Origin of the sequence: Pseudoalteromonas sp. APM04 (assembly GCF_022809815.1) — a bacterium.
GTDB classification, from domain to species: domain Bacteria; phylum Pseudomonadota; class Gammaproteobacteria; order Enterobacterales; family Alteromonadaceae; genus Pseudoalteromonas; species Pseudoalteromonas marina.
In genome coordinates this window covers 1,459,842-1,484,535 of record NZ_CP094441.1, presented here as the reverse complement: position 1 = coordinate 1,484,535, position 24,694 = coordinate 1,459,842, and the positions used below count along the sequence as shown (strand labels likewise).

At 38.7% G+C, this 24,694-nt stretch carries 20 protein-coding genes; 12 read left to right on the top strand and 8 right to left on the bottom strand.

The genetic code is table 11. The annotated features are described in order from the left end of the window. Positions 1-3 precede the first annotated feature (3 nt). The 4 genes from MTP24_RS07000 (at position 4) to MTP24_RS06985 (ending at position 3,580) form a co-directional block, all read left to right on the top strand. Positions 4-678, top strand: coding sequence for a response regulator transcription factor (locus MTP24_RS07000; protein WP_008127723.1), 675 nt, complete (start codon positions 4-6; stop codon positions 676-678). Beyond that, positions 672-2,009 (top strand): ATP-binding protein, encoded by a 1,338-nt coding sequence (locus MTP24_RS06995; RefSeq protein ID WP_010557521.1) that lies wholly within the window; start codon positions 672-674, stop codon positions 2,007-2,009. Before MTP24_RS07000 ends, MTP24_RS06995 begins: the two co-directional genes overlap by 7 nt. Then, positions 1,996-2,406 (top strand): hypothetical protein, encoded by a 411-nt coding sequence (locus tag MTP24_RS06990; RefSeq protein WP_248519428.1) that lies wholly within the window; start codon positions 1,996-1,998, stop codon positions 2,404-2,406. Before MTP24_RS06995 ends, MTP24_RS06990 begins: the two co-directional genes overlap by 14 nt. A 103-nt stretch (positions 2,407-2,509) precedes the next feature. After that, positions 2,510-3,580, top strand: a complete 1,071-nt coding sequence (locus MTP24_RS06985; protein WP_243533406.1) for an NAD(P)/FAD-dependent oxidoreductase — start codon at positions 2,510-2,512, stop codon at positions 3,578-3,580. 38 nt (positions 3,581-3,618) lie between these two features. Here MTP24_RS06985 and MTP24_RS06980 read toward each other — a convergent pair whose 3' ends face one another. Further along, a complete protein-coding gene (locus MTP24_RS06980) occupies positions 3,619-4,653 on the bottom strand; it encodes an AI-2E family transporter (RefSeq protein WP_008127717.1) in 1,035 nt (344 codons plus the stop codon). Positions 4,654-4,823: 170 nt separating this feature from the next. Here MTP24_RS06980 and MTP24_RS06975 point away from each other — a divergent pair, with 170 nt between their 5' ends. Together MTP24_RS06975 and MTP24_RS06970 are read left to right on the top strand one after the other, a co-directional pair. Next, positions 4,824-5,714: a TIGR01777 family oxidoreductase gene (locus MTP24_RS06975; RefSeq protein WP_243533404.1), complete on the top strand. Its 891-nt coding sequence runs from the start codon at positions 4,824-4,826 to the stop codon at positions 5,712-5,714. A gap of 140 nt (positions 5,715-5,854) precedes the next feature. After that, the gene (locus MTP24_RS06970; RefSeq protein ID WP_243533402.1) at positions 5,855-7,018 is read left to right on the top strand and encodes a GGDEF domain-containing protein; all 1,164 of its coding nucleotides are present in this window, start codon (positions 5,855-5,857) and stop codon (positions 7,016-7,018) included. Positions 7,019-7,221: 203 nt separating this feature from the next. Here MTP24_RS06970 and MTP24_RS06965 read toward each other — a convergent pair whose 3' ends face one another. From MTP24_RS06965 to MTP24_RS06955, 3 genes are read right to left on the bottom strand one after another with little or no spacing between them, the layout of a single operon-like run. Then, positions 7,222-7,608: a diacylglycerol kinase gene (locus tag MTP24_RS06965; protein ID WP_024599461.1), complete on the bottom strand. Its 387-nt coding sequence runs from the start codon at positions 7,606-7,608 to the stop codon at positions 7,222-7,224. Between the two features lie 12 nt (positions 7,609-7,620). Continuing rightward, positions 7,621-9,249: a phosphoethanolamine--lipid A transferase gene (locus tag MTP24_RS06960; protein ID WP_243533400.1), complete on the bottom strand. Its 1,629-nt coding sequence runs from the start codon at positions 9,247-9,249 to the stop codon at positions 7,621-7,623. Between the two features lie 2 nt (positions 9,250-9,251). After that, the gene (locus MTP24_RS06955) at positions 9,252-11,207 is read right to left on the bottom strand and encodes an LTA synthase family protein (protein ID WP_243533398.1); all 1,956 of its coding nucleotides are present in this window, start codon (positions 11,205-11,207) and stop codon (positions 9,252-9,254) included. Between the two features lie 172 nt (positions 11,208-11,379). On the opposite strand from MTP24_RS06955, the gene MTP24_RS06950 reads away from it, so the two are divergent. Together MTP24_RS06950 and MTP24_RS06945 are read left to right on the top strand one after the other, a co-directional pair. Further along, positions 11,380-12,054, top strand: coding sequence for a response regulator transcription factor (locus MTP24_RS06950; protein WP_243533396.1), 675 nt, complete (start codon positions 11,380-11,382; stop codon positions 12,052-12,054). After that, positions 12,054-13,460: an ATP-binding protein gene (locus tag MTP24_RS06945; protein WP_243533394.1), complete on the top strand. Its 1,407-nt coding sequence runs from the start codon at positions 12,054-12,056 to the stop codon at positions 13,458-13,460. The genes MTP24_RS06950 and MTP24_RS06945 overlap by 1 nt, the downstream gene beginning before the upstream one ends. A gap of 388 nt (positions 13,461-13,848) precedes the next feature. Here the strand turns inward: MTP24_RS06945 and MTP24_RS06940 are convergent, their stop codons facing one another. Next, the gene (locus MTP24_RS06940; RefSeq protein WP_243533392.1) at positions 13,849-16,398 is read right to left on the bottom strand and encodes a glycoside hydrolase family 3 N-terminal domain-containing protein; all 2,550 of its coding nucleotides are present in this window, start codon (positions 16,396-16,398) and stop codon (positions 13,849-13,851) included. Continuing rightward, a complete protein-coding gene (locus MTP24_RS06935) occupies positions 16,398-17,672 on the bottom strand; it encodes a sugar MFS transporter (RefSeq protein ID WP_006792235.1) in 1,275 nt (424 codons plus the stop codon). Before MTP24_RS06935 ends, MTP24_RS06940 begins: the two co-directional genes overlap by 1 nt. A gap of 258 nt (positions 17,673-17,930) precedes the next feature. Between MTP24_RS06935 and MTP24_RS06930 the strand changes: the two genes are divergently transcribed. The 3 genes from MTP24_RS06930 to MTP24_RS06920 are packed head-to-tail and all read left to right on the top strand — an operon-like array spanning position 17,931 to position 21,695. Then, positions 17,931-19,259 (top strand): GH1 family beta-glucosidase, encoded by a 1,329-nt coding sequence (locus MTP24_RS06930; RefSeq protein ID WP_243533390.1) that lies wholly within the window; start codon positions 17,931-17,933, stop codon positions 19,257-19,259. A 53-nt stretch (positions 19,260-19,312) separates the two neighbouring features. Next, a complete protein-coding gene (locus tag MTP24_RS06925) occupies positions 19,313-20,650 on the top strand; it encodes an MFS transporter (RefSeq protein ID WP_243533388.1) in 1,338 nt (445 codons plus the stop codon). 43 nt (positions 20,651-20,693) lie between these two features. Then, positions 20,694-21,695, top strand: coding sequence for a LacI family DNA-binding transcriptional regulator (locus MTP24_RS06920; RefSeq protein WP_039036827.1), 1,002 nt, complete (start codon positions 20,694-20,696; stop codon positions 21,693-21,695). 49 nt (positions 21,696-21,744) lie between these two features. On the opposite strand, the gene MTP24_RS06915 is transcribed toward MTP24_RS06920, so the two are convergent. Both MTP24_RS06915 and MTP24_RS06910 read right to left on the bottom strand, forming a co-directional pair. Next, the gene (locus MTP24_RS06915) at positions 21,745-22,413 is read right to left on the bottom strand and encodes a DUF2987 domain-containing protein (protein ID WP_243533386.1); all 669 of its coding nucleotides are present in this window, start codon (positions 22,411-22,413) and stop codon (positions 21,745-21,747) included. Further along, complete coding sequence (locus MTP24_RS06910) at positions 22,406-23,215, bottom strand: glucosaminidase domain-containing protein (protein ID WP_243533384.1); 810 nt, start codon at positions 23,213-23,215, stop codon at positions 22,406-22,408. The genes MTP24_RS06915 and MTP24_RS06910 overlap by 8 nt, the downstream gene beginning before the upstream one ends. Positions 23,216-23,384: 169 nt before the next feature. Between MTP24_RS06910 and MTP24_RS06905 the strand changes: the two genes are divergently transcribed. Next, a complete protein-coding gene (locus MTP24_RS06905) occupies positions 23,385-24,677 on the top strand; it encodes an anti-phage deoxyguanosine triphosphatase (protein ID WP_243533382.1) in 1,293 nt (430 codons plus the stop codon). Positions 24,678-24,694: the final 17 nt, after the last annotated feature.

Below are 24,694 nucleotides of genomic sequence, written 5' to 3'. Positions count from 1 at the left end.
AAAATGCGAATTTTAGTTATTGAAGACGATCTACATTTAGCAGACAACCTACGAAATGCATTAGAGAAAGAACGCTACAGCGTGGATTTATGTCACGATGGTGAAGCTGGTTTATTCCATATTACTGAATACCCTTTGGATATGGCTGTGGTTGATTTGGGTTTACCTAAAATTGACGGAATTGAGTTAATTAACAAAGCACGTGCCCAAGGCGTGACAATTCCAATTTTAATTTTAACAGCCCGTGATCGCTGGCAAGATAAAGTTGAAGGGCTAGATGCCGGTGCAGACGACTATTTAACAAAGCCATTTCATGTTGAAGAATTAGCAGCGCGTTGTAACGCACTTATTCGCCGCAGTGCAGGTAAAGCTAACCCTGAAATGACAGCAGGACCTATAAAAATACACACCCGTTCGCAACAAGTTTGGGTCGATGACAAAGAGTTAAGCCTAACGGCTTATGAGTATAAAGTACTTGAATACTTAATGGTAAACCCGCAAAAAGTTATTTCTAAGTCAGAGCTTACCGAGCATATTTACGATCAGGATTTCGACCTTGATTCGAATGTAATTGAAGTATTTGTCTTACGCCTACGTAAAAAGTTAGACCCAGAGGGCACCCTCAACCCAGTTGAAACGTTACGTGGCCGTGGTTACAGGCTAAAAAGTCAGTGGTAGGACCGCAAGTATCACTAAAAATAAGGCAAGGATTTATCCTTGTCTTTGTTTTATTGGTGGCACTGCCTATTTTGTTTTACTCAATTGGCAAAGCCTATTATGCCTCTTTGGTCGATGCCACAGAAAAAACGCTAGAAGCTCAACTCTATTCTCTCATATCTGAGGTAGACTTCACTGAACATGGCATAATTATGCCAAGCACTATATTAGCGCCTGAGCTTAACAGATTAAACTCTGACACTTACGCAATGATTTACCGAGATGAAGAGCCAATTTGGCATTCGGAGTCAGCGGTGAATGTCGACTTTGTACCTCAACAAATAGAAACTAAAGCCGGTGCTGCTGATTTTAGGCGCGTAGAATACAAAAATACGGTTTATTGGCAGCTTAGTTTAACCGTAATATTAAATAATATTGATCAGTCCGAGCAGGCTCGGTTCATTTTAGTAAAACGTAACGACGCTCTACTTCGCTTAATGGATGGGTTTAAACAAACACTTGTTGAGTGGATGTTTGTTATGGGTATTGCCATAACAATTTTAATGGCTATCGGTTTTATTTGGAGCGCTCGCCCACTTCAGCGCTTAGATAAAGAAATAAAAGCCATTGAATCTGGTGATATACAAGAAATTAAAGGCCTTTATCCAATTGAACTACAAACCATAAAAGCCGACTTAAACTTGTTACTTGAATCTCAGCAACGACAAAAAGAACGCTACAGAGCATCGCTCAGCGATTTAGCGCACGCACTTAAAACCCCACTAGCTGTTCTTAAATCAAGCCCGCTTGCAAATGATGCTGACGCACAAGAACAGTTAGACCGTATAAATGTGATGATCGAACACCAATTAAAGCGTGCAGCTACTGGCGCATCAGATACGTGGAAAAAACAAACGCCTATAAAACCAGTTATCGACTCAATACTAAGTGCAATGGCTAAAGTTTATCGCGACAAAGATATTATTTTTGATTGTATAGTTTCTGATAAAGACTACTTTTTAGGTGACCAAACCGATTTAATGGAGTTACTAGGCAACTTAATTGATAACGCCTGTAAAGCGTGTCGTTCTCAAGTAACGGTACAAGTGGTGCAAAGTAAAACATTATGTATAGGTATAAGTGATGATGGCCCGGGTGTGCCAGAAGATAAGCGCGAATCATTACTTAAACGCGGTACACGCTTAGATACATACCAAAGTGGGCATGGTGTTGGCATGGCCATTGTCTCGGACTTGGTTACATCTTACCACGGCACACTGACAATCACTGAAGCCGACAAGCTAGGCGGCGCACAATTTATATTAGAGTTTAATTACCATGATAAAAAGTAACACGTATGCAAACTTGTTTTCGTTTTTTCTCCTTATAATAAGTGGCAGTGCTTATTCTAATGCTGTGTGTCAATTGGTTGATAAGCCAACTATGAATGAATCTAAGCGTTACATCCAATGCCTTGACACCCAGCTCGATAAAGCCAAACAAGAGCAAGGGACTTGGATACAAAAACGTAAGTACGAACTAGTCCAATCTGAAGAAGCAACGGGTAATACCCAAGTGCTGCAGTTATTTATGCGCAGTATAAAAAATAATGAGAAGTACATTGAAAGCGCCTGTCAGTGGCGCTACATATTAAAACTTCCTAATGCAAAAGCAGCCGCTATCAGCTACAAGCACTGTGAAATTCAGTTAGTAAATCAGTTTACAGAATCCTTAAAACAACCTTTTTAAAGCACGTGTAAATAACACGACTAGCTCGCATACTCACTTGACAATAATGCGCACACAAAACAAACTACCTACTAGTAGATTGTTAAACTTAAAAAGGTAACTAATGGCCAAGCCTATAATAATCATTGGTGGCGGACTTGCAGGGCTTTATGCTGCAACAAAATTGCATGAACGTAATATTGCGTTTTTATTATTAGAGGCCAAACCATTTTTAGGTGGGCGTGTTTATTGTGAAAATTCAATAAAAAATGAAAATGTTGGCTTTGATCTTGGTCCGACGTGGATCTTTCCTCATCAACCAAAAATTCAATCATTGGTCAAATCGCTCAACTTATCGATATTTGAGCAATACAATCATGGTGACGTGTTATACCAAGCGTCTAATCAGGCAGTTCAACAAATTGCAGGCGCTGGCGAAATGCAATTGTTTAGGCTAAAACATGGCATGAGTACCTTAATCAAGGCACTCTATAAACAGCTACCTTCAAAGCATATATTGTTAAATCATTGCGTAACAGAACTCAAAAAAAGTAATGATAACTGGCAATTAACAGTCAATAACAATGGTAAAATACAGCAGTTTGAAACAAACACCGTGCTCACTGCCCTGCCTCCACGAATGTTAACCCAACATCTAACACCTAATTTTTGGGCAAGTGAGAGGCTTATAAATCGTTTGACTTCAACCCCCACTTGGATGGCAGGACAGGCTAAATTTGTGGCCACATTCGAATACGCCTTTTGGCGAGAACGCAATCTATCTGGGCAATGCTTTAGCCGAGTCGGACCCATGATTGAAATACATGATGCAAGTGCAGAACACAATAAGCATGCTGCCTTATTTGGCTTTATCGGCGTGCCATATTCTGCTCGCAGTAAAGTTACCGAAGCACAATTAATAGAAGCTTGTATTAACCAGCTAACCTATTTTTACGGCAAAGCCGCTAGAAACCCTACACATTGTTTTATAAAAGATTGGGCTGAGGATGAATTTGTTGCCAATAACGACGATAAAACACAACCCTCACAACACCCTGATTTCCATTTAGGTGAACTAACAAGTGAGCTAAGAGATTTAAATATTCATTTAGTCGGAAGTGAATTCGCGAAAAAAGAAGCAGGTTATTTAGAGGGAGCACTTAACGCTGTTGATGACGCATTAAGTGCTATTTAGCAATTCAAATGGGTTATGTTGGCTATAAATGCTGAAGGTTAACGCATCGCGCTATCTTCACCACTGCCTAATAATGTAGCAACCCATTTACCTTCTATGCTTGTTTCAAGGCCTATTTTAACAATCATTGTTAATGGAACAGATAAAAGCATACCTACTGTACCAAGTAGCCACCCCCAAAATATTAAAGATAAAAATACAACAAGGGTTGATAGGCCAAGCCCTTTACCTAAAAATTTAGGCTCTACAATGTTTCCCATTACCGTGTTTATTGTTAAGTAACCCGCAGCTACCATACCGGCAATTAGAGGACCTTGAGTTATTAAGGCAAGTAACACGGCAGGCACAGCCGCAATAATTGACCCAATATTCGGAATGTAATTAAACATAAATGCTAAAACACCCCATAATATAAAGTAGTCGACATTTAGAACCCATAAGTAAACAGACACAATAATACCGGTAGCTAAACTAACGAGTGTTTTTATAGCCAAGTAAGAATTAATTGATTCTAAAAATCGGTCAATTTGCTTCATTTTACTATCAGGATCTTCAAGAGCCATATGTATTTTATTACTAAGAAGTGGACCTTCAAACAGCATAAAAATAACCGTTAAGATTATTAAAAACATGTTTGCCATTACGCCACCAAGCCCTGTCAGCATGTTAGTTGCTACATCAACCATTTTGCCTGGGTCAAACATCGAAATGAGTTGTTCTTTATTAATTAAAATATTGTACTGGGAGGCGAGGTCTACAAGCCAAATAAACTCTTCTTTGAGTTGGGCTTTATATTCAGGAAGCTGCTGTGAAAAATCATTAATGGACTGGCCAACTAAGCCACCTAAGCTGACTCCAAGCCCAACAATAATTAGCACCACAAGCATCACTGCAATGCCTTTAGGAATTTTATAACGTGCAAAAAATTTAATTAGTGGATTACAAATAATGGCAATAAATGCCGCTAATATGAAAGGAATAACAATGACACTTGCTGATTTGATCCCTGCCAATACCACTACTAAAGCAGCAAAAACAATTAAGCTTTTATTTACACCCGTTAAACCTGCCACTTTATTAATCCTTATATTTGTAATAAGGCCACAGTGTAAGGCAAAACCTAATGAAATGAAATAATTACAAAGTGATCATAACCCTTGTTATTTCGTATTAAGATTAGAAACTACATGCTAGTGAGTACAAATTAAAAACACTTGCTACAATTATAATTTGAGGATTCAATATGCATATATTTGTTACAGGTGCTACTGGGCTAATTGGCCAACATTTATGTCCTTTTTTAGAGCACCATAATACGGTTACCGTGCTAAGCCGTAATGCCACAAAAGCAAATGTTTTATTGGGTCATAAAATTAAAGCAGTCACTGACATAAGCGCTGTTGATTTTAATACCGTTGACGTTGTTATTAATTTAGCCGGTGAGCCAATCGTTAATAAACGTTGGAGCGATAAACAGAAGCAAATTATACGTGACAGCCGCATTAATATAACAAAACAAATTAGCCACGCTATTGCAGCAAGTACTAACCCTCCACACACGTTTATATCAGGCAGTGCTATTGGCTACTATGGACGCCAAAGCAACAAGCGCATAGATGAAAACTTTACAGATCCCCACAATGAATTTAGTCATCAGCTGTGTAAAGACTGGGAAGACGCAGCATTAAAAGCAGAGTCTGAAAAAACACGAGTCTGCCTATTACGAACCGGTATTGTATTAGCTAAAAAAGGTGGCGCATTAAGCAAGATGCTTCCCGCATTTAAATTGTGTTTAGGCGGGCCAATTGGTGACGGCGAGCAAGGTATGTCGTGGATACATATAGACGATATGACACAGCTTATTTTATATATTATGAAACACCCTGAAATTTCGGGGCCAATTAACGCCGTAGCACCAAACCCAGTTAGTAACTCAGAGTTTAGTAAACGCTTGGGTAATGCATTATCGCGTCCCGCTTTTATGCCCATGCCTGCATTTGTATTGAAAGTATTAATGGGTGAAATGTCTGACTTACTTACTACCGGGCAATTTGTAGTGCCAACCAAAGCACAAAAGCATAACTATCGTTTTCATTACGAGAACCTTAAATCGGCCTTGGACAGCTTGGTTTAGCTGGTGTTAATTATCTTCTGCGTATACTCTATTCAGTTACAATATGGGTAACTAGTACTATTTACCCATATTGACCTTTCATGATTAATACATAATACTTAAGTTAGTCAGACACAATTTCCTAATAAAAGCGAAAATGAATGCTACACCTGCCTACTGTGATTGGTCTCTCTTTTATACTTAACCTACTAATAGGGTTGTTTTTTTTATCTGTTCATAATTACAAAAAACAATCTGCTTTTTTAATTTTTGGTTTAGCGTGCATTGCATTTTCATTTGCTGAACTACTCGCATGTTTAAAACTAATACTTAATTTTCCTTTTATTACGAGTTATTTAGCGAATATTTTTATAATACTCAGCCCATTTTTAATTATTCTGGGACTACATAAATACAAATACAGCAAACCTTTAAACTTACGCCCTATTTACTATTTGCTACTTTTTACAGCCGTAGTTTTATTATCAGTGTACCCTTACTCCGCGGCACAAATGGTAACGAGCTTTATTATTGCGGGGTTATACTTATTTTCTGCTTACATCATTAGCACTATGAGCTTTGTTGCAACCTTACAAAAAAAGGCATTAATTGCCTGCTTTTTAATCCATAGTTTGCTTATGTTTGTTCAAACAGTGCTGCTTGCTTTACCTATTTTAAGCCTAAGCGAGACAACCTATTTAGAACCATTAGAGCTCATTTTAAGCAGTCATTTAATTTTAGCCACTTGCAGTGCATTATTACTCCCTTACTTATTAGCATCTAATACAGAACATACGCTTGCCAGCATTGCTAATACCGACGTTTTGAGTCAACTATTTAACCGCCGTGGTTTTTTTATAAAAGGAAAAAACGCGTTAAGTTTACCTCTTTACCAAAACAAAAATATTTCACTTATTTTGCTCGATATTGATTTTTTCAAACGCGTTAACGATACCTATGGCCACGAGGCCGGTGATCAAGCCATAAAGTGGATCGCTCAGCATGTAAAATCACAATTTTTAAATGAAGAGATATCAGCCAGGATCGGCGGCGAAGAATTTGCCATTTTGTTGCCCAATTGCTCATTAAGTGATGCCAGAAATAATGCCGAAGAACTACGCGAAAGCATAAGCAGTTATCCATTTTATTACGAGGGGCACGATATAAATTTATCGGTGAGTGCAGGCGTTAGTAGCACAATAAACGGCGAGCAGACAATAAAAGAGTTACTAGCGAACGCCGATAAACGACTCTACCTTGCTAAAGAAACTGGCCGTGACAAAGTGGTAACCTACGATGAAAAAAGCTTACTTTTGCAAGCTTAATTTGAAATAGTCTTAACATGATCTGCCAGATTCAATTTGTAGAGTTGAATTAAATCTGACAGTGAATAGCCGATTTGTGTTGCATCGAGTGGTTGAACTCACAGCCATGAGCAGACTTTCAAGCGTAACTCGTTTCTGTCCCAAAACGAGTTTAGGCGACGGTCGCAAATGAGCGATAAGCGATCATTGAGATTGGATAAATTTTAAAAATAACCAATATAGCTTATAAATACAGAAATCCAGACGAATGAACTTATCAATAGCGCAATTAATACTGCTGCGGAGCCTAAATCTTTAGCGAGACCTGACAATGGATGAATCTCTAAGCCAACTCTGTCTATTGTTGCTTCTATTGCTGTATTAACAACCTCTGCGAATATCACAAATAAAACAGAGATTAGTAGCATGACCTTTTCGTAAATACCTATCTGCCAAATCGAAATAATAATTAGCGATAAAGCGAGTAAAAAAAGCTCTTGTTTAAAAGCAGCTTCATTTTTAGCAAGCCATTTAAATGCACGCTGTGAATTTTTAAAAGCTAAAACTACTCGATTAATACCTGACGGCTTATTTGCACTATCAAATTGCATTGGAAACTCTCTTTATAGACTTAGGGCCTTACAGGCGTTAAAAATATCGTATTCAGGTTGGTATTGACTGCTGCTTACTTGAGTTAAGCCAAGTAAAGTGTCAAAAATATTGTCGTGTGAAAATACTTTTGAGCGTTGTAACTCAATACAATGATTAAATTTAGAGTCAGCGAGTTTATTACTCCAAAAAATCATTGGAATATGGGTTTGCTCGCTTGGTGCTAATGCATATGGAAACCCGTGAAGGTATAAACCTTTCTCACCAAGTGACTCACCATGATCTGACACATATAGGAGTGACTTCTTCGTTTCGTTACTTGTTTGTAATACTTTTATCAACTGGCTCAACACCTTGTCTGTGTATGCGATAGTATTATCATATGTGTTTGTTAGTTCAGTTGTACTACAGTTCTGAATATCGCTTCGAGAGCAATCAGGTTTAAACAAACTTTCGTGTTCAGGATAACGACGATAATAAGTTGGTCCATGTGAGCCTATCATATGCAGAACAACCAATTTATGTTTAGCGTTACTAGTCGCTATCTTGCCTGCTAGTTTCGTAACTAATATTTCATCAAAACAGTAATGACCATCACATAACGGATGTTCTTTATTTGGCTCAATGTTGTCTGATTTAATGCGAGCACACACTCCTTTACAGCTGCTGTTATTATCAATCCATGTTACTTCAACACCACTACGCTGAATAATGTCTAGAGCATTTTCTTGACTACTAGCAAGCCGAGAATCATATTCTTTGCGGTTCAGTCGTGAAAACATACAGGGGACTGAAATAGCCGTCGCCGTTCCACACGATGAAACATCACTAAAATACTTTACGCCTAACTTGGGAGTATACGCATTCGTTGTTCGACTATAGCCTTGTAGTGAAAAGTTAGCCGCCCGAGCTGTTTCCCCGACAACCATTACAGTTAGCGAGGTGCTCGTTTTATTTTTTAAAGTGGGCAAATTATCGAGTACCTTGAAAGGTAATGGTGGATAAAAGTAATTATCCCTCAGGTATTTATAACTTGCTGTATAGAATGCAAACGGGGTGATATAACTTGTTAGCTGTCGGTTGTTGCGGCCAACAGAAGCGTACTCTTTATAAAAGGGTACAGCGATTAAGGCACAACAGAGCAAAGCTGATAGATTTAGCTTCATAAAACTTTTTAAACGTACTCTAAAACTCCCAATAATTGTGAACTTGGAAAATAAGTAAGTAGGTACAACCCCCAATAAAAAAGTAAATAACACAAGCTGAAAGTTTAAGTATGAAAATGCTTCACCTGAATTTGTTTCAACAATATTTTGTAACATGCTCTTGTCAAAAATAACGCCATAATTAAGTGTTGAATAAAACAACAATGAGCAAACTAAAACACTAAATAGAAGTATAGGTTTAACAAAAGTAATTAAGGACAACCAACTTAAAACTAAAACAGTCAATGAGAAAAGCAATAAAGGGACAGACGCGATAAAAAGCCAATTTATATGCCCTGACTGTGTTGCAGCCATAAAAGTATTGTATAAAAACAAGCCATTAAATGTGATAACGATATATATTGAAACTAAGCAAACAAATTGGCTGTAACTTGCTTGCCAAGACGTAATACAAAATCTTTTAAAAGGAATTTTCATAGTTATTCCTTATCACTACTTTTATCAGCTAAACGATAAAGCTGCTCGGTGTAAGCTAAGTTGCTAAATAACACATGAGCTAGTGCTTTTTCAGCCAACGTTTGATCAACGTTTTGCTGTTCATTTTTTTCTTGTATTTTGGTTCGTTTGTTATAGCGCCAATAGCTGATTTGTTGATTTGGCATTAGGATGACAGCGCGATCATTTTCTAGGTATGCAAAATTGTCGTAGTACTGCATCATTGCGCGTTCAACTGGATAACTTTTAGTTAGATCAAAGCCCAGCATAGGGGTTGCTTGGTCAATTCCTAAAAGTGACATTAAAGTAACAGGTAGATCAATTTGACTAACGAGTCTTGGATCGCGTTTACTTTTCATACCGCTGTTTAAAATAACAGCGGGTATATGAAAAGACTCCAAAGGGACAGGTTCAGAGCCAAAAACACGCACATCATGGTCTGCCACAACCAAAAATACGGTGTTTTCCCAGTACGACCGTGTTTTTGCTTTATTAATAAATTTCCCTAGTGCGTAATCGGCATACTTAATTGCAAGATCACGCTTATAGTTTTCAGGGTTATGTCCTTTGGGTAGCGATACTTTCCCTTGTGGTATATCAAACGGATCGTGATTACTAGAAGTAAATACAAGACTAAAAAATGGCTCTGTCGAATTACTTAATTTAGTCAGTTCTTTATCTGCTTGATTGAATAAGTCCTCATCACTTACCCCCCAAGAGGAGATAAACTGGGGATTTTCAATATGGTTGATGTCAACAATATCGTTAAACCCGTTTCCTAGAAAAAAGCTTTTCATATTGTCAAAATGGCTTTCACCGCCGTAGATAAACTGTGTTTTGTAACCTTCTTGACTCAATACATCCGCTAGTGAAAAAAAGTTATGCTGCGATTTAGATAGTTTAACTACTGAGCGAGATGGTGATGGTGTAAAACCTGTGGTAATTGCTTCAATACCTCTTACGGAGCGCGTGCCCGTAGCATAAAGGTTGTCAAACCCCCACCCTTGTTGATATAGCTTATCAAGTTCGGGAGTAATATCTAACCCACCAAGTTCTCCAACAAATCGGGCACCTAAACTTTCCTCAAGTATTATAACTAAGTTTTTTTTAACACCAGACACAAAAGGGGTGTTGTGCGCCAAGGTTGGAATATTTCCAGCGACAAACTGTTTTCGATAAGAAGCCTTTTTGACCGTATCTATAATTTTTTGACGAGACATTGTGCCATACAAATTACTGGCACTTTTTTCGTTACCCATGTTTTTCAGCGCAAACGCAACACTGTAAGTGGAGTTAAGAACAAGTGAGTTTATTAGTGAATCTTGAGAAAAATAGACTAATGCAGGGTTAAGCGGTCGGTGATTTAATGTACCTCTAGCAGCAAATAAGCAGATTATTAAAGCAGCCATTAGAATGGGTAAATTGGATGCTTTTTTCAGTGACGGTGGTTGTGTGAATGCTCTGCATAAAAGGCGATAGCTATAAACGCTTGTTAACGAGGCCAAAAGCAATGTACTTAGCATGGCTAAAAGATGGCCATGCACTAACATTGAGAAGACTTCTTGTGGGTAATCAAGGTATTCAATATATAATCGGTTAGGCCTTACATCATATTGATTGATGAATGCAGGTGTTGATGCTTCAACAATAACAACTACAGTTACAACGCAGCTACCGTAAAGTGTAAAAATACGCTGGAAAAGCTCTGTTTTAGGGCGTGCAACTACATGCAGTATCAGTATAAAAACCCCAATAGTTGCTAAGTATCCAATGCTACTTAAGTCTATTCTGATTGCTCCTGATATGATCGGCCAAATATCACCATCATTTAATCTTGAATGTTGCCAAAACAATAAAGCAATGCGGGAAGTTATAAAGATTGATATCAATATAATAGTAAAACGCAACAAGGGTTTTAAAACGGAAGTATTTGCTGTCATAGTTGTGCTCGATCTTAATAATTGCAGCAATACTAAAAACCGAAACTTAAGAAATCCTGAGTCTAAACTTAATATTGGCTAAACTATGGAAACTTAAGCAAGTCTTAAGTAAAACTTAAGCTATATGGCGTAACCTAATGATGAAGATGCATTTCAGGTGAATGAGTAACACATGAAGTTATTAATAATTGAAGATTCAGCGTCACTAAGGCGTAGTTTACGAATTGGCTTAGCAAATCTAGGCTTTGCGGTTGATGACACCGGTGATGGTGCACAAGGGCTGAGTATGGCGATGACAGGTGAGTATGAGCTTATAATACTTGATATTATGTTACCGAGTATCGATGGTATTACTTTATTGCAAACCATAAGAACCAAACAGCTTGATTCTAAAGTCTTAATTTTGTCAGCTAAGCAAGAACCTGAAGACCGTGTTTTAGGGCTTTTAACAGGAGCGGATGATTATCTGACTAAACCCTTTTCATTTGATGAGCTCCACGCTCGACTGCTAAATTTAATGCGCCGTGGTGGATTGAAGATGATAAGCGATATCATAACTATTGATAATTTAGCACTGAATTTACAGTTAAAACTGCTAAAAGTTGCTGACAATGTTATCGACTTAACACCCAACGAGTACAAAATTGTCGAATGTTTATTTAGCAATCAAAATAAAGTGTTTAGTGCAGAAAAGCTAAGTACCTACCTTGCAGGGCAATATGATTTAATATCAAAAAACTCGATTGAAGCTCATTTATCATCAGCTCGCAAAAAAGTAAGAGTTGCAGGAGGGGAGCTGCCAATTCAGACCAAACGTGGTTTTGGTTATATTGTACAAGGACAATAATGAAATCTATTCGCAGTAAATTAGTTGTTACACTCTCGGTAACTATAACAGGCTTTGTTTTATGCATTTTGTTGGCAACCGACATTGCTGTTGATAGTTGGATAGATAATGAGTTTGATCGCAGCCTGCAATCCAAAGCAGGTATGTTAATGACCTTAGTACATAAAACTGATGAAGGTTTTTCGTTTAATTTTTCTAGTGAGTTTATGCCCGAGTTCGCAGGGGAAATAGAGCCTGAGTACTTTCAAATATGGAGCAAAGAAGGGACTTTCACTCGCTCCAAAAGTTTAGATTTATTTGAGGTTAAAGACTTACCATTTGAAGACTTGGAGATTGGCGAATCAAAAATACGCCCTTTACAATTACCTGATGGCCGAGATGGTCGAGTGTTTTATAGTCGTTTTATACCACAAGGAAAAGACAATACATCAGAAGATACATATAAAAAAACAAATGATGAGCCACTGACTTTAGCTTATGCAGCGTCTTCTGAGGAAGTTGATTTTGTACTTTGGTTGATTGACGTTATTTTTATAGTCACCACAATTACAGTTATTGTATTTATTCGATTATTTGTCAGGAAGGCGATAGATACATCACTTGCGCCATTAATTAAACTCAACCAAGATATCAGTCAGTTAAGTATTACCAGTGAAGGCTCACAGATATTTATACAAGAGCCAGTTAAAGAGCTCTTGCCTATTGTTGAAAGCTTAAATGCTTTTATTAAAGAGAATAGACAACTTTACCTAAGGGAAAAGCGACTTACATCCGATATTGCCCATGAAATAAAAACGCCCATTGCCGAACTTATAAATATGGCAGAAGTTGCTATCAGGTTTCCAAATGAGACTGAGCTCAATGAGGATTTTAAGCCTGAAGCGTTGAAAATAAGTTTACGGCTTAAAAATATCGTGTCGAACTTATTGCTATTACATAAATACAGTAATGGTAAGCTAATCAAACAAGATGCTTGTGATTTAAATCAAGTCATTACCAGAGTCTTAGAAAACACTGATTTATCGCGTGTAAATTTGGAGTTGAATGAGAATGCACCAGCAATTATAAGCAACTTGTTTGCCCTCGAATCAATTATTAGCAATTTAGTTAACAACGCTAAACAATACAGCCCACTAAATTCAAAAATTTTAGTTTCGACAATGATTTCAAAAGAAAAACTTTTATTTTTGTCAGTTACTAACTCCCTTATTGAACCTTTGAGTGATAATGATATAGACCAATTATTTGACCCTTTATGGCAAAAAGACACTTCAAGAACATCGAATGATAACTTTGGATTGGGGTTATCAATCGCTAAAACGCTTAGTAAAGCAATTGATGCGCAATTAAGTGCAGAAGTTAGTGACAGAAAAATCACATTCTCTTTAGCCTTAAACACTGATTAGTTTATTTAGCCCTACATAGAAATAAAGGCTGGGGAATGCAATTATGTGATGAGGCTCCTAAATACTTAATTGTACTGGTAGCTATCAAACAATCAACTCCGTTTCTGCGGCTTGGCAGGGTGTTGTTATCACTATACATTTTACAGATCCGTCCTTCGGCTCTAACTCGTTTTTGTCCAAAAACGAGTTTACCCGACCGTCTGCTCCTCGCTCATAGCTGCCTGTCAGATCAAGTCTAAACCTATTTGCTTATACTGTCAGATCAGATATGAGCTACTACACTTAATTACTAAATAAAACTATCTGTGTATTTTGATTCATAAAAAAAGCCCTTCAAATGAAGGGCTTTACTACACACAACAATCTATCTATTTAATTTAGCATAGTCTTACTTACACTTAAGCGTAGCTTCATCTGCTTTGTTTGGTACAAATTTTATATCTGATACCGACACAGAAGCTTTACCTGAGCTGCGCAAACTAAATGGACTTGTTAAACTCGCAAAGTTTACGCCTTTATCAGCAAAACATTTAAGGTCAATCGATACTGACTGCCATTTACTAAGTAAACTACTATCTACAACGTTAGCTAGGTTAATGCTTTCACCACATTCACCCGAGCACATTGCAAGTGAAAGTTCATTACCAAGCGCTTGGTTAAGCTTTATGTCAAAACTAATTACGCCATTTGCTTCAACATAAGTAATAGTATCTTCCGCAAAGCTCGTTACTATTTCTGCGCTCGCTTTTTCACTCCCGATGAAGTTAAATTGACGAGCATCTTCTTGTACAACCTTATCTTCAGTTCGGTATTTTATAGCGCCAAACTCATGGGTACTGCTCGACACATCTAACAATTCATCACCCGATTTTAGCAATAGACGCCATGGCGCAACCGGTGCTCCCACTAAAATATCCATACTGGTTAGTGATGAATTATCTAATTGCGAATTTTCATCTAAATTATCCGCAAGTATATTTTTATCACCATAGGTTAAACCAAAGCCATACGGTAATAACGGCGAGTAATCTTTATCTCCCTTATTAACCGTTGTTTGAACTGCCGTTTTAGGCCATGAAAAAGAAAGTTTGCCTTTAAAATCGTGCTTAACACTACCGTCGGCTGTTTTTAGTAGCACATCGGCAACACCACCGCCTTCAGTACCAGGTAACCATGCTGCTACAAATGCATCTGAAGCGTTAAGTTCACTGTTTACCCACATTGGGCGACCAGAAATAAATACAGAAACAACGTTTATTCCTTGCGCTTTTAATGACTTTAACAGCGCTAAAGATTTTTTATTGCCGCGCTCAAATTCAAGGTTATCTCTGTCGCCATGACCCTCCGCGTAAGGTTCTTCACCAAATACAACAACTGCTACATCGGGTTTTTGCTCAAAAGAGCCATCATCACTGAGTGTAACTTTACCGCCTGCGGCAGTAACTTGCTCTTCTAAGCCTTTATAAATTGACGTGGCTCCTGGGAAGTCAGCATTTTTATTGTTAGTCCCCTGCCAAGTAATACTCCACCCACCAGACTGTTTACCGATATTATCAGCACCGTCACCGGTAATAAGTACATGTTGATTTGGCGAAAGCGGCAATAAGCCATTTTTATTCTTAAGAAGTACGAGTGACTCACGTACTGCTTGTCGTGCTACTTCACGGTGATCTTGTGCGCCAATTAATTCTGTTTTACCTGAATATAAACGGTTTGCTGGACTTGGCTTATCGAATAAACCCGCGCGTAGTTTTACACGCAATACACGTGCAACAGCATCGTCAATACGCGCCATGCTAATTTCGCCAGATTTAACTTGCGCTATGGTATTTTCATACAGTGGTTTCCAAGCGCCCGTTGGCACCATAAATATATCTAGCCCTGCATTAATAGCTTGTGGGCAGCTTTCGTTGGTACAGCCCTTTATTTGTCCATGTCCATTCCAGTCACCAACAACAAACCCGTCAAAACCCATACGTGTTTTTAGTACATCGGTCAGTAAATATTTATTACCGTGATTTTTAACACCGTTCCAACTGTTAAACGACGCCATTACAGACTGACTACCCGCCGATAACCCACCTACATAACCTTGTGCATGAATATCAAATAACGATTGCTCACTGTCTATATTGTTACCTTGATCGTCACCATCAACAGTGCCACCATCACCTAAAAAGTGTTTAACAGTACTAATTACACGTTTATCACTTAAAAAGTCTTCATCGGCCTTACCTTGTAAGCCATTTACAATAGCTGCTGAATACTCACGCACTATTGCAGGGTCTTCAGAGTAACCCTCATAGGTTCTACCCCAGCGATCGTCACGTACAACTGCAACGGTTGGCGCAAACACCCAATCAATACCTGTAGCCATAACCTCTACCGCGGTAACAGCTGCAATTTGTTCAATTAGTTCAGGATTATTAGCCGCACCTAAACCAATATTATGTGGAAATAACGTAGCACCAATCACATTATTATGACCATGTACTGCATCTGTTCCCCACATAGTAGGGATTTTGCTACCGTCTATTGAGTCATCAACAGACGCTTGATACATTTTTTCAGCAAGGGCAACCCAGTCTTGTGGAGTGGCATGTTTATCCCCATTAGGAAACGCCCCTCCACCATTTAAGTAAGAACCAAAACCGTATTTACGCATATCTTCAACGGTAATATCACGTATTTCAGGCTGAATCATTTGCGCTACTTTTTGCTCAAGCGTCATTGAGTTTAAATAACTCACTATTTGTGCTTCTATCTCTGCATCTTTTTTAACCGCAATATTGAGCTTGGGCCATATTTGTTCAGCACTAGCGTGCGCTTTAGCACTATCAGCTTGATTAGTATTGTCGTTTGAACAAGCAGTTAATGTGGTCACTGAAGCAACCAATGTTGCTAATGCAATTTTATTAAGCGTAAAACGTGTGTTCATTATAAAGTCTCCTTAGCTTGAACGGGTTTGCTGCCACTTAAGCCGTAAAATACGATGAATAGATAACATAAAATTGGTAAAGCATACGAAAGTTGAACCCCAACACTATCAGCAAGTGCACCTTGTAAAAGCGGCACAATTGCACCGCCTACAATTGCCAAACACAAAATGCCCGAACCTTGCGCTGTGTGCTTGCCTAAGCCATTTAGTGCAAGGCTAAAAATAGTAGGAAACATAATGGAGTTAAATAATCCAACTAATAATATTGACCACATTGCTAACTGACCAGATGTGCTCATGGCAATAACCACTAAAATAATAGCCATGGTTGCATTAAAACCAAGCACTTTACCGGCAGGAAGTTTTTGCATTACAGCCGCGCCAATAAAACGCCCAACCATTGCACCGCCAAAGTAATAGGTAATGTAATGAGCCGCGACATGTTCTTTTAATCCAGCAATATTTTCTTGCGCTAAAAAGCTAACTAAAAAACTACCAATCGCAACTTCCGCGCCCACATACATAAATATGCCTACTGCACCCAAAACAAGGTGGCGATACTGCCATGCACTCCCTTCAATAGTGTCTGATTTCTCGGCAGCTTCTTTTTGCTCGCTCATAATGTCTGGAAGCTTAAGCCATGCAAACACACCGGCTAATACAATTAGCATTGCAGCAAGCAGCAAGTAAGGAAGTTGAACTGATTCGGCATTTTGCGCCGGTGTTAAAAAAGCATCCGACGCTGAGCCTAGTATTAATAATGCACCAAATGACGGTGCAACCGTGGTACCAAGCGCATTAAATGCCTGTGTTAATGTCAAACGAGAAGACGCTGTTTTTGCAGGACCTAATAAGCTTACGTATGGGTTTGCAGATACCTGTAATAAAGTAATTCCGCTTGCTAAAACAAATAGCGCAAACAAAAATACAGGATAGTTATGCATTTGTGCCGCCGGATAGAATAATACACACCCAACTGCAGCAATTAGTAACCCGACAACAATGCCGTTTTTATAACCCAGCTTTTTCACAATAAGCCCGCTAGGTATAGACATTAAAAAGTAAGCACCAAAAAAACAAAACTGTACAAGCATAGCCTGCACGTATGTTAAATCGAATACCGCTTTTAAATGCGGGATTAGAATATCATTTAGGCAGGTAATAAAACCCCACATAAAAAATAGCGTTGTTAACGATGTAAGTGCAAATCCATAATTATTATCGCCTGTGTTTTGCGATTGTGTGTGTGTCGTTGTTGGTGCTGAACTAGCCATGTGCTCTCCGCAATTTATTATTATCGTTAACCTTCTCTGTATTGTTAATAAATTGGCGGCTAAGCCATGCTATTAAATAGTTGACCTGAAGGTTAATTAACATTAATCTTAAAAATGTAAGCGCTTTCACAGCTAATTAAATACGAACACGTAACATAATTCAACAATTTTTATTTTTTTATCAAGTCGAGAGTAAGCTACGAGGCAGTAAATATCGGCGCTAAAAGTGCAATTTAGGTTTTAAAAGGTTTGTAACTAATGACTAAAATATCTTTACCAACTTGTTCACCTCTATTAACAAAAGAGTTTATTTATGGTGTAGCAACAGCGTCTTTCCAAATAGAAGGTGGATCAACTCACCGTCTGCCGTGCATCTGGGATACCTTTTGTGATACTCCAGGTAAAATAGCTGATAACTCAAATGGGCATGTTGCGTGCGATCATTACAATAATTGGAAACAAGACATAGATTTAATCGAATCATTAGGAGTAGATGCTTACAGACTTTCTATTTCTTGGCCTCGTGTTATTACAAAAAGTGGTGAGCTTAACCCTGAAGGCGTAAAGTTTTACACCGACATCTTAGATGAACTGAAAAAGCGCAATATCAAAGCGTTTGTCACGTTATACCACTGGGATTTACCTCAACACCTTGAAGACGAAGGGGGTTGGTTAAATCGAGAAACAGCTTATGCGTTTGCTCACTATGTTGATTTAATTACCTTGGCATTCGGTGACCGAGTCCATTCATACGCTACCTTAAATGAACCTTTTTGCAGTGCTTTTTTAGGTTACGAAATTGGCATTCATGCGCCAGGTAAAGTGGGTAAACAATACGGGCGCAAAGCCGCTCACCATTTGTTATTAGCACATGGGCTTGCCATGACCGTATTAAAGCAAAACTCACCGACGACTTTAAACGGTATCGTGCTTAATTTTACTCCCTGTTATAGCATCTCTGAAGACGCTGATGACATTGCTGCAACAGCGTTTGCAGATGACTACTTAAACCAGTGGTACATGAAACCCATCATGGATGGTACATACCCAGCAATTATTGAACAATTACCTTCAGCACATCTGCCAGATATTCACGATGGTGACATGGCTATTATTTCGCAATCAATTGATTATTTAGGTATTAACTTTTACACCCGTCAATTTTATAAAGCGCACCCTACTGAAATATATGAGCCAATAGAGCCTACTGGCCCGCTAACCGATATGGGCTGGGAAATTTACCCTAAGTCGTTTACAGAGTTATTAGTCACACTTAACAATACCTATACCCTACCGCCTATTTTTATTACTGAAAATGGCGCAGCTATGCCCGACAGCTATAATAATGGTGAAATCAATGATGTAGATCGACTAGACTACTACAACAGTCACCTAAATGCCGTTCACAATGCAACAGAGCAAGGCGTTAGAATAGACGGCTATTTTGCCTGGAGCCTAATGGATAACTTTGAATGGGCAGAAGGTTACTTAAAAAGATTTGGTATAGTTTATGTAGATTACAGCACACAGCAACGTACTATAAAAAATAGTGGCCTAGCCTATAAAGCATTAATCTCAAATAGATAATAAAACGTATTTATTAACGCAATTAAAAAAACATAAAGCGAGATAAAGCAACCATGGTTAGTGTAAAAGAAAAAATAGCCTACGGATTAGGCGACACCGCCAGTAATATTATTTTCCAAACGGTAATGATGTTCCTAATGCTTTACTATACCGACGTTGTGGGCTTATCCCCCGCCGTTGTTGGTACTATGTTTTTAGCTGTTCGCATTTTTGACGCCGTAACCGACCCCCTAATGGGCAACCTAGCTGATAAAACACATACACGATGGGGGCATTTTCGCCCTTATCTACTATGGCTTGCGCTCCCTTTTGCCATTATTAGTATTTTAGCGTTTACTACACCCGACTTAGAAGGCACTGACAAAATAATCTATGCCTTTAGCACCTATACCTTACTGATGGTTGCTTACACTGCCATTAATATTCCTTATTGCGCACTCGGTGGCGTGTTAACCGCAGACGCAAAAGAGCGCGTTACTATTCAATCGTACCGTTTTGTATTTGGGATGCTTGGTGGTGTTATTGTTGCTGGATGCACCATGCCAATGGTTGAATACTTTGGCCAGGGCGATAACGCTAAAGGTTACCAGCTAACCATGACCGCCATGAGTATTTTAGGCCTTGTGCTGTTTTTACTCTGCTTTTTAGGCACTAAAGAACGAATTCAACAACCCAAAGAACAAAACATCCCTTTTGCTAAAAGTATTCAAGCCCTAGTAAAAAACGATCAATGGCGTACCTTGTGTATTGCTGCATTTTTCTTGCTGACTGGCCAAGTGCTTAGGCTAACTCTGGCGGTATATTACGTCAAATACTACCTCGGTCGGGAAGATTTAATTACTCTATTTATGACCCTAGGTGTAGTTGCTAGTATGATAGGTTGCGCAGTTGCACAGCCGCTAGCTGCGCGTTTTTGCAAAATAAAGGCCTACATCAGCTTACAACTTATCGCTGCAACTATTTGTGGATTTAGCTATTTTATTGGCAGTGAACAACTGGTTCTCGCGTTTGCTGCTTTTATTCTATGGAAATTCTTTTTAGATATGGCGACCCCACTCCTATGGGCAAAAATGGCTGACACCATAGATTATGGTCACGAAGTAACGGGGTTACGGATTACGGGCTTAGTTTACTCCGGTGTTATATTTTTTATTAAAATGGGTGTTGCTGTTGGAGGTGCTATCGCAGGTTGGTTATTATCATTTTACAGTTATCAGGCTGATGTGACGCAAACAGTGAGTACTCAGCAGGGAATTTTACTGTCGTTTACTGTACTACCCGCCCTAGGATCCCTTTTTGTAGCATACACAATGAAAAAATATACATTAACTAATCAGGTTGTTGAAAATATTCAATCAAAGCTAACCACAGTCAACAACACTAAGGTATGATTTAGCTGATTAAGTTAAGGGTGAAAGCGAGTCAATAAGTAACATGGCAACAATTTATCAAGTATCAGAGCTTGCAGGTGTATCGTTAGCTACCGTCTCTCGGGTAATGAACAAAAACACAAAAGTAAGTGATAAAACAACTAAAAAAGTGCTCGATGCAATGCAAACATTGGGTTACAAACCTAACTCAATAGCCCAATCTTTAGCATCAAACTGCACTAACAGTGTAGGTATTTTAGTATCTGAATTACATGGTCCTTTCTTCGCCCAAATGATGGCCGGGATTGAGTCTGAGCTTAGGGCTGCCGGTAAACACGTTATTATTACAACCGGCCACAGTGAAGAAGATAAAGAAAAAGAAGGCATCGACTTTTTAATTAGCAGGCGCTGCGACGCCATAATTTTGCATGTTGAAGCAGTGACCGATGAATACCTGATATCGCTCAGTAGAGGCACAACGCCTGTTTATTTAATGAGCCGCTACGTCGAAGAACTCAAAGAGCACTGCATTAGCTTAGACAATAAACTAGGAGGTTATTTAGCAACTAAATCGGTGTTAGAACAAGGCCATACCGAAATTGCTTATATTGCAGGTCCTCAGTTTAAGGCCGATGCTGCAAACCGTTTAGCTGGCCATAAACAAGCCCTTGAAGAAGCCAATATAACGTTTGACCCATCGCTTTATTTTGAAGGTGATTTTAACGAAACCGGGGGAAGTTCAGCGCTTGAGCACCTCATTAATAGTAAGCTAAATTTTACCGCTCTTGTGTGCGCAAACGACGAGATGGCCTCCGGTGCGATGAAGTATGCCCGTGAACACGGCTACCATTTGCCTAACGATTTATCAATTGTTGGTTTTGATAATGTAATATTTGCAAACTACCTCTACCCTACACTAACAACAATTGATAACCCGGTTGCTAAAATGGGTGAAATGGCTGCAAAGCTTGTTCTAAAAGATGTATACCAAACCAAAAATATTAAAATAAATCGTTTTTTTGAGCCTACGCTAATGCAGCGCGACTCTTCAGCGCCACTAAAATAAAAAAGCGGCTAATGCCGCTTTTTTTAATAGTTCATTGCAACGTTTACTGTTACTTTGCAATCCATGGGGTTACTTTTAGTACATTACTAATATCACCAAACGACTGCTCATCCTCTTCCCAATTATCGTCAACATCAAAGTAACAAATCGATTCCTCGCAGGTTACGTTTTCATCATTAATGTTTATTGGATTTTTAAAGGTAACAGCCACGCCCTTTTGTTCAGGTAATAAAAACCACATTAATTTACTAACAAAAAAGCCTGACAAATCAGTTAGTAATTCGTCTAGCTCCTCGTTAATGGTATATAACGCATGTTTTGAGAAAGCTAAATCGTCAAATTCGTTAGCTTCTATTTGTAGCTTTAACTGGCAGTCATGCTCAGGGTTTTGTGGCTCTATAACAATAACAGCTTTATCTGAATCAAGTTGCTTATCAAAAGGCAACAACAGCTGTGCGCTATCTGTGAAGTTAAGCGGATACTCGTTATTCTCTGTTAAAATGGTTCCGTTTTTTATTGAACATGCCTCGTTAGTTGCAATATCGCTTATATAAAAGTTAACGCGAGCATATTGAAAATCCCCTTTATTAACTACTTTTAAACGGTCATAAAAACCATCGTACGACATTACAAACTCTCTGGCATTGGCGCTAAATGCACTAAAGCCCAACAAAAAAAGTAAACTCGCGTAAAAACAACCTGTCATGTATTTATTCATCAAAGTAAGCTCTGTTTTGTCTGATCATCGTATTTAATTCTTCTATATATGCCTCACCTCGCTCAGAGTAAGACATTAAACCATGGGTTAACTTGGTTGCTAATACTGGTTTTTTTTCACGGCGCAGGTTTTCACGTATGCCTCGTAACTCTTTGTAAGCGCCGTGGGTATTTATATTTCTGAAATAAGAGCTTACTGCAGCACGCACCGATTGAAATGCAGCGACTTCGTGTGCTGCGCCAGTGTTACGACGCTTTGGCACCATGCCGCAACCTTTTGAGTAACACCACTGACCAAAAAAATTCAGACCAATTCGCGCAAACCGAGAGGTCCCCCAAGCTGACTCATTTGCAGCTTGCATTAATGCCATTTCTTTAGGAATAATATCAACACGGCGCAAAGCCTGAGTTAGCACAAGTGTGTTAACCGTTTCAGGTAAGCCATATTGTTTAAGGATTTTAACAATATCTTTGTTTTGTTTTTCTTCAAGCGATAGGTTGTTTTCAAGCATCATGCGGGCTATTTCTAACTTGGCACGTTGTTGTAATATTTTTTTATTTTCAGCCTCAACATGGGGACGGATAAAATCAAAAAATGCGCGTTTTTTCTCTTTTACATCCGTAAATTCAGAAAATTTAGGCAACGTTACATTATGTAGCGGCTTTTCTTTTTTCTTCACTTTTTTAGGTTGTTCACTGGTGGTTTGATCTGCGCTATCGGTTTCATCACTTTGTATAAACGGGTACGCAAGTGCCCATATAAAAAGGATGGATAACAAAAACTGAAAGATAATCTTAAGCATGTATCGTCTCATTCAAACAACTATTTATGCATGGTAACTACACACGCATACGAACCCTTATTATACCTAAGCCACTATATAAACGCGAATTGCAAAAATATGTTCATTCGCAATTTATAAGTGCATGGGTATACTAAACACTAAACAGGTTTAATGGTGATTGAGCAGTATGGACAAAGTTTGGCAAAGTAGAATAATAGAGCAATATAAACACAGACCTAACGACAACCGATCTCCCTGGCAGGTTGACCGCTCAAGAATTATTCATGCCGCTGCATTTAGACGCTTACAAGCTAAAACACAAATTATGGGGATTGGCCTAAACGACTTTTATCGTACCCGCCTTACTCATTCGTTAGAGGTGTCACAAATTGGCACTGGTATTTTAAGGCACTTAAAGACACAACATAGTGATTTTAGCCATTTTCCATCAACCGGTTTACTCGAAACACTCTGTTTGGCTCACGATATTGGCCACCCACCATTTGGCCACGGAGGTGAAATTGCTCTTAACTATATGATGCGAGACCATGGTGGTTTTGAAGGAAACGCTCAAACTTTACGAATAGTTGCTAAGCTAGAGCCCTACAGTAATGGTTATGGTATGAACCTTACACGTCGTACATTACTCGGGTTTATTAAATACCCAGCATTTATAAACGAGTTGTGGCACACAATACCCGATACGCATAACTCACGTGCTTTTATTAAAGCCGATGATTGGCGCCCAGCAAAAGGGTTATACCAAGACGACGCACACATATTTGACTGGATTGTAGAACCATTAAGCCAAAACGACAGAACGTTATTAAATACTCACGCAACAATAGATAAACACCGCGCTAAAACACTTTATAAATCCCTCGACAGCGCCATAATGGAACATGCCGACGATATAGCATACGCCGTACACGATTTAGAAGACGCCATTGCAACTCATGTTTTAACATTAGATGACTGGCAAACGCACGCACTTCCTCACTTGCAAGCGCTTAATTTTGACTGGCTAAATAGCTTACTTGAAACGTTAACATCTCGACTTTTTTCAAAAAATGATTTTGAACGAAAAGACGCCATAGGTGAGCTGGTAAACACCTTCATTATTCACATTCATCTAGACATACAAAACGAAGCATTTGAATGCCCTATTTTAAAATACACTGCCAAACTGCACCCAGAGTATGAAAACGTGCTACAAATACTCAAGCACTTTGTATTTCAACGCTTAATTCGCGACCCTGAAATGCAACAAATTGAGTTTAAAGGGCAAAACTTACTCATTGAATTGTTTACAGCGTTTGCAAGCGATCCGCTTCGTTTATTACCCGAAACCACGCAAGCGCAATATATTGAGGCTCAAAAACATAACCAAGGTATGCGCATTATTTGTGACTACTTAAGTGGCATGAGTGATGAATACGCATATAAAACCTATCAGCGATTATTTTTGCCAGCGCAGTAGTTAATAAGCAGGTATTT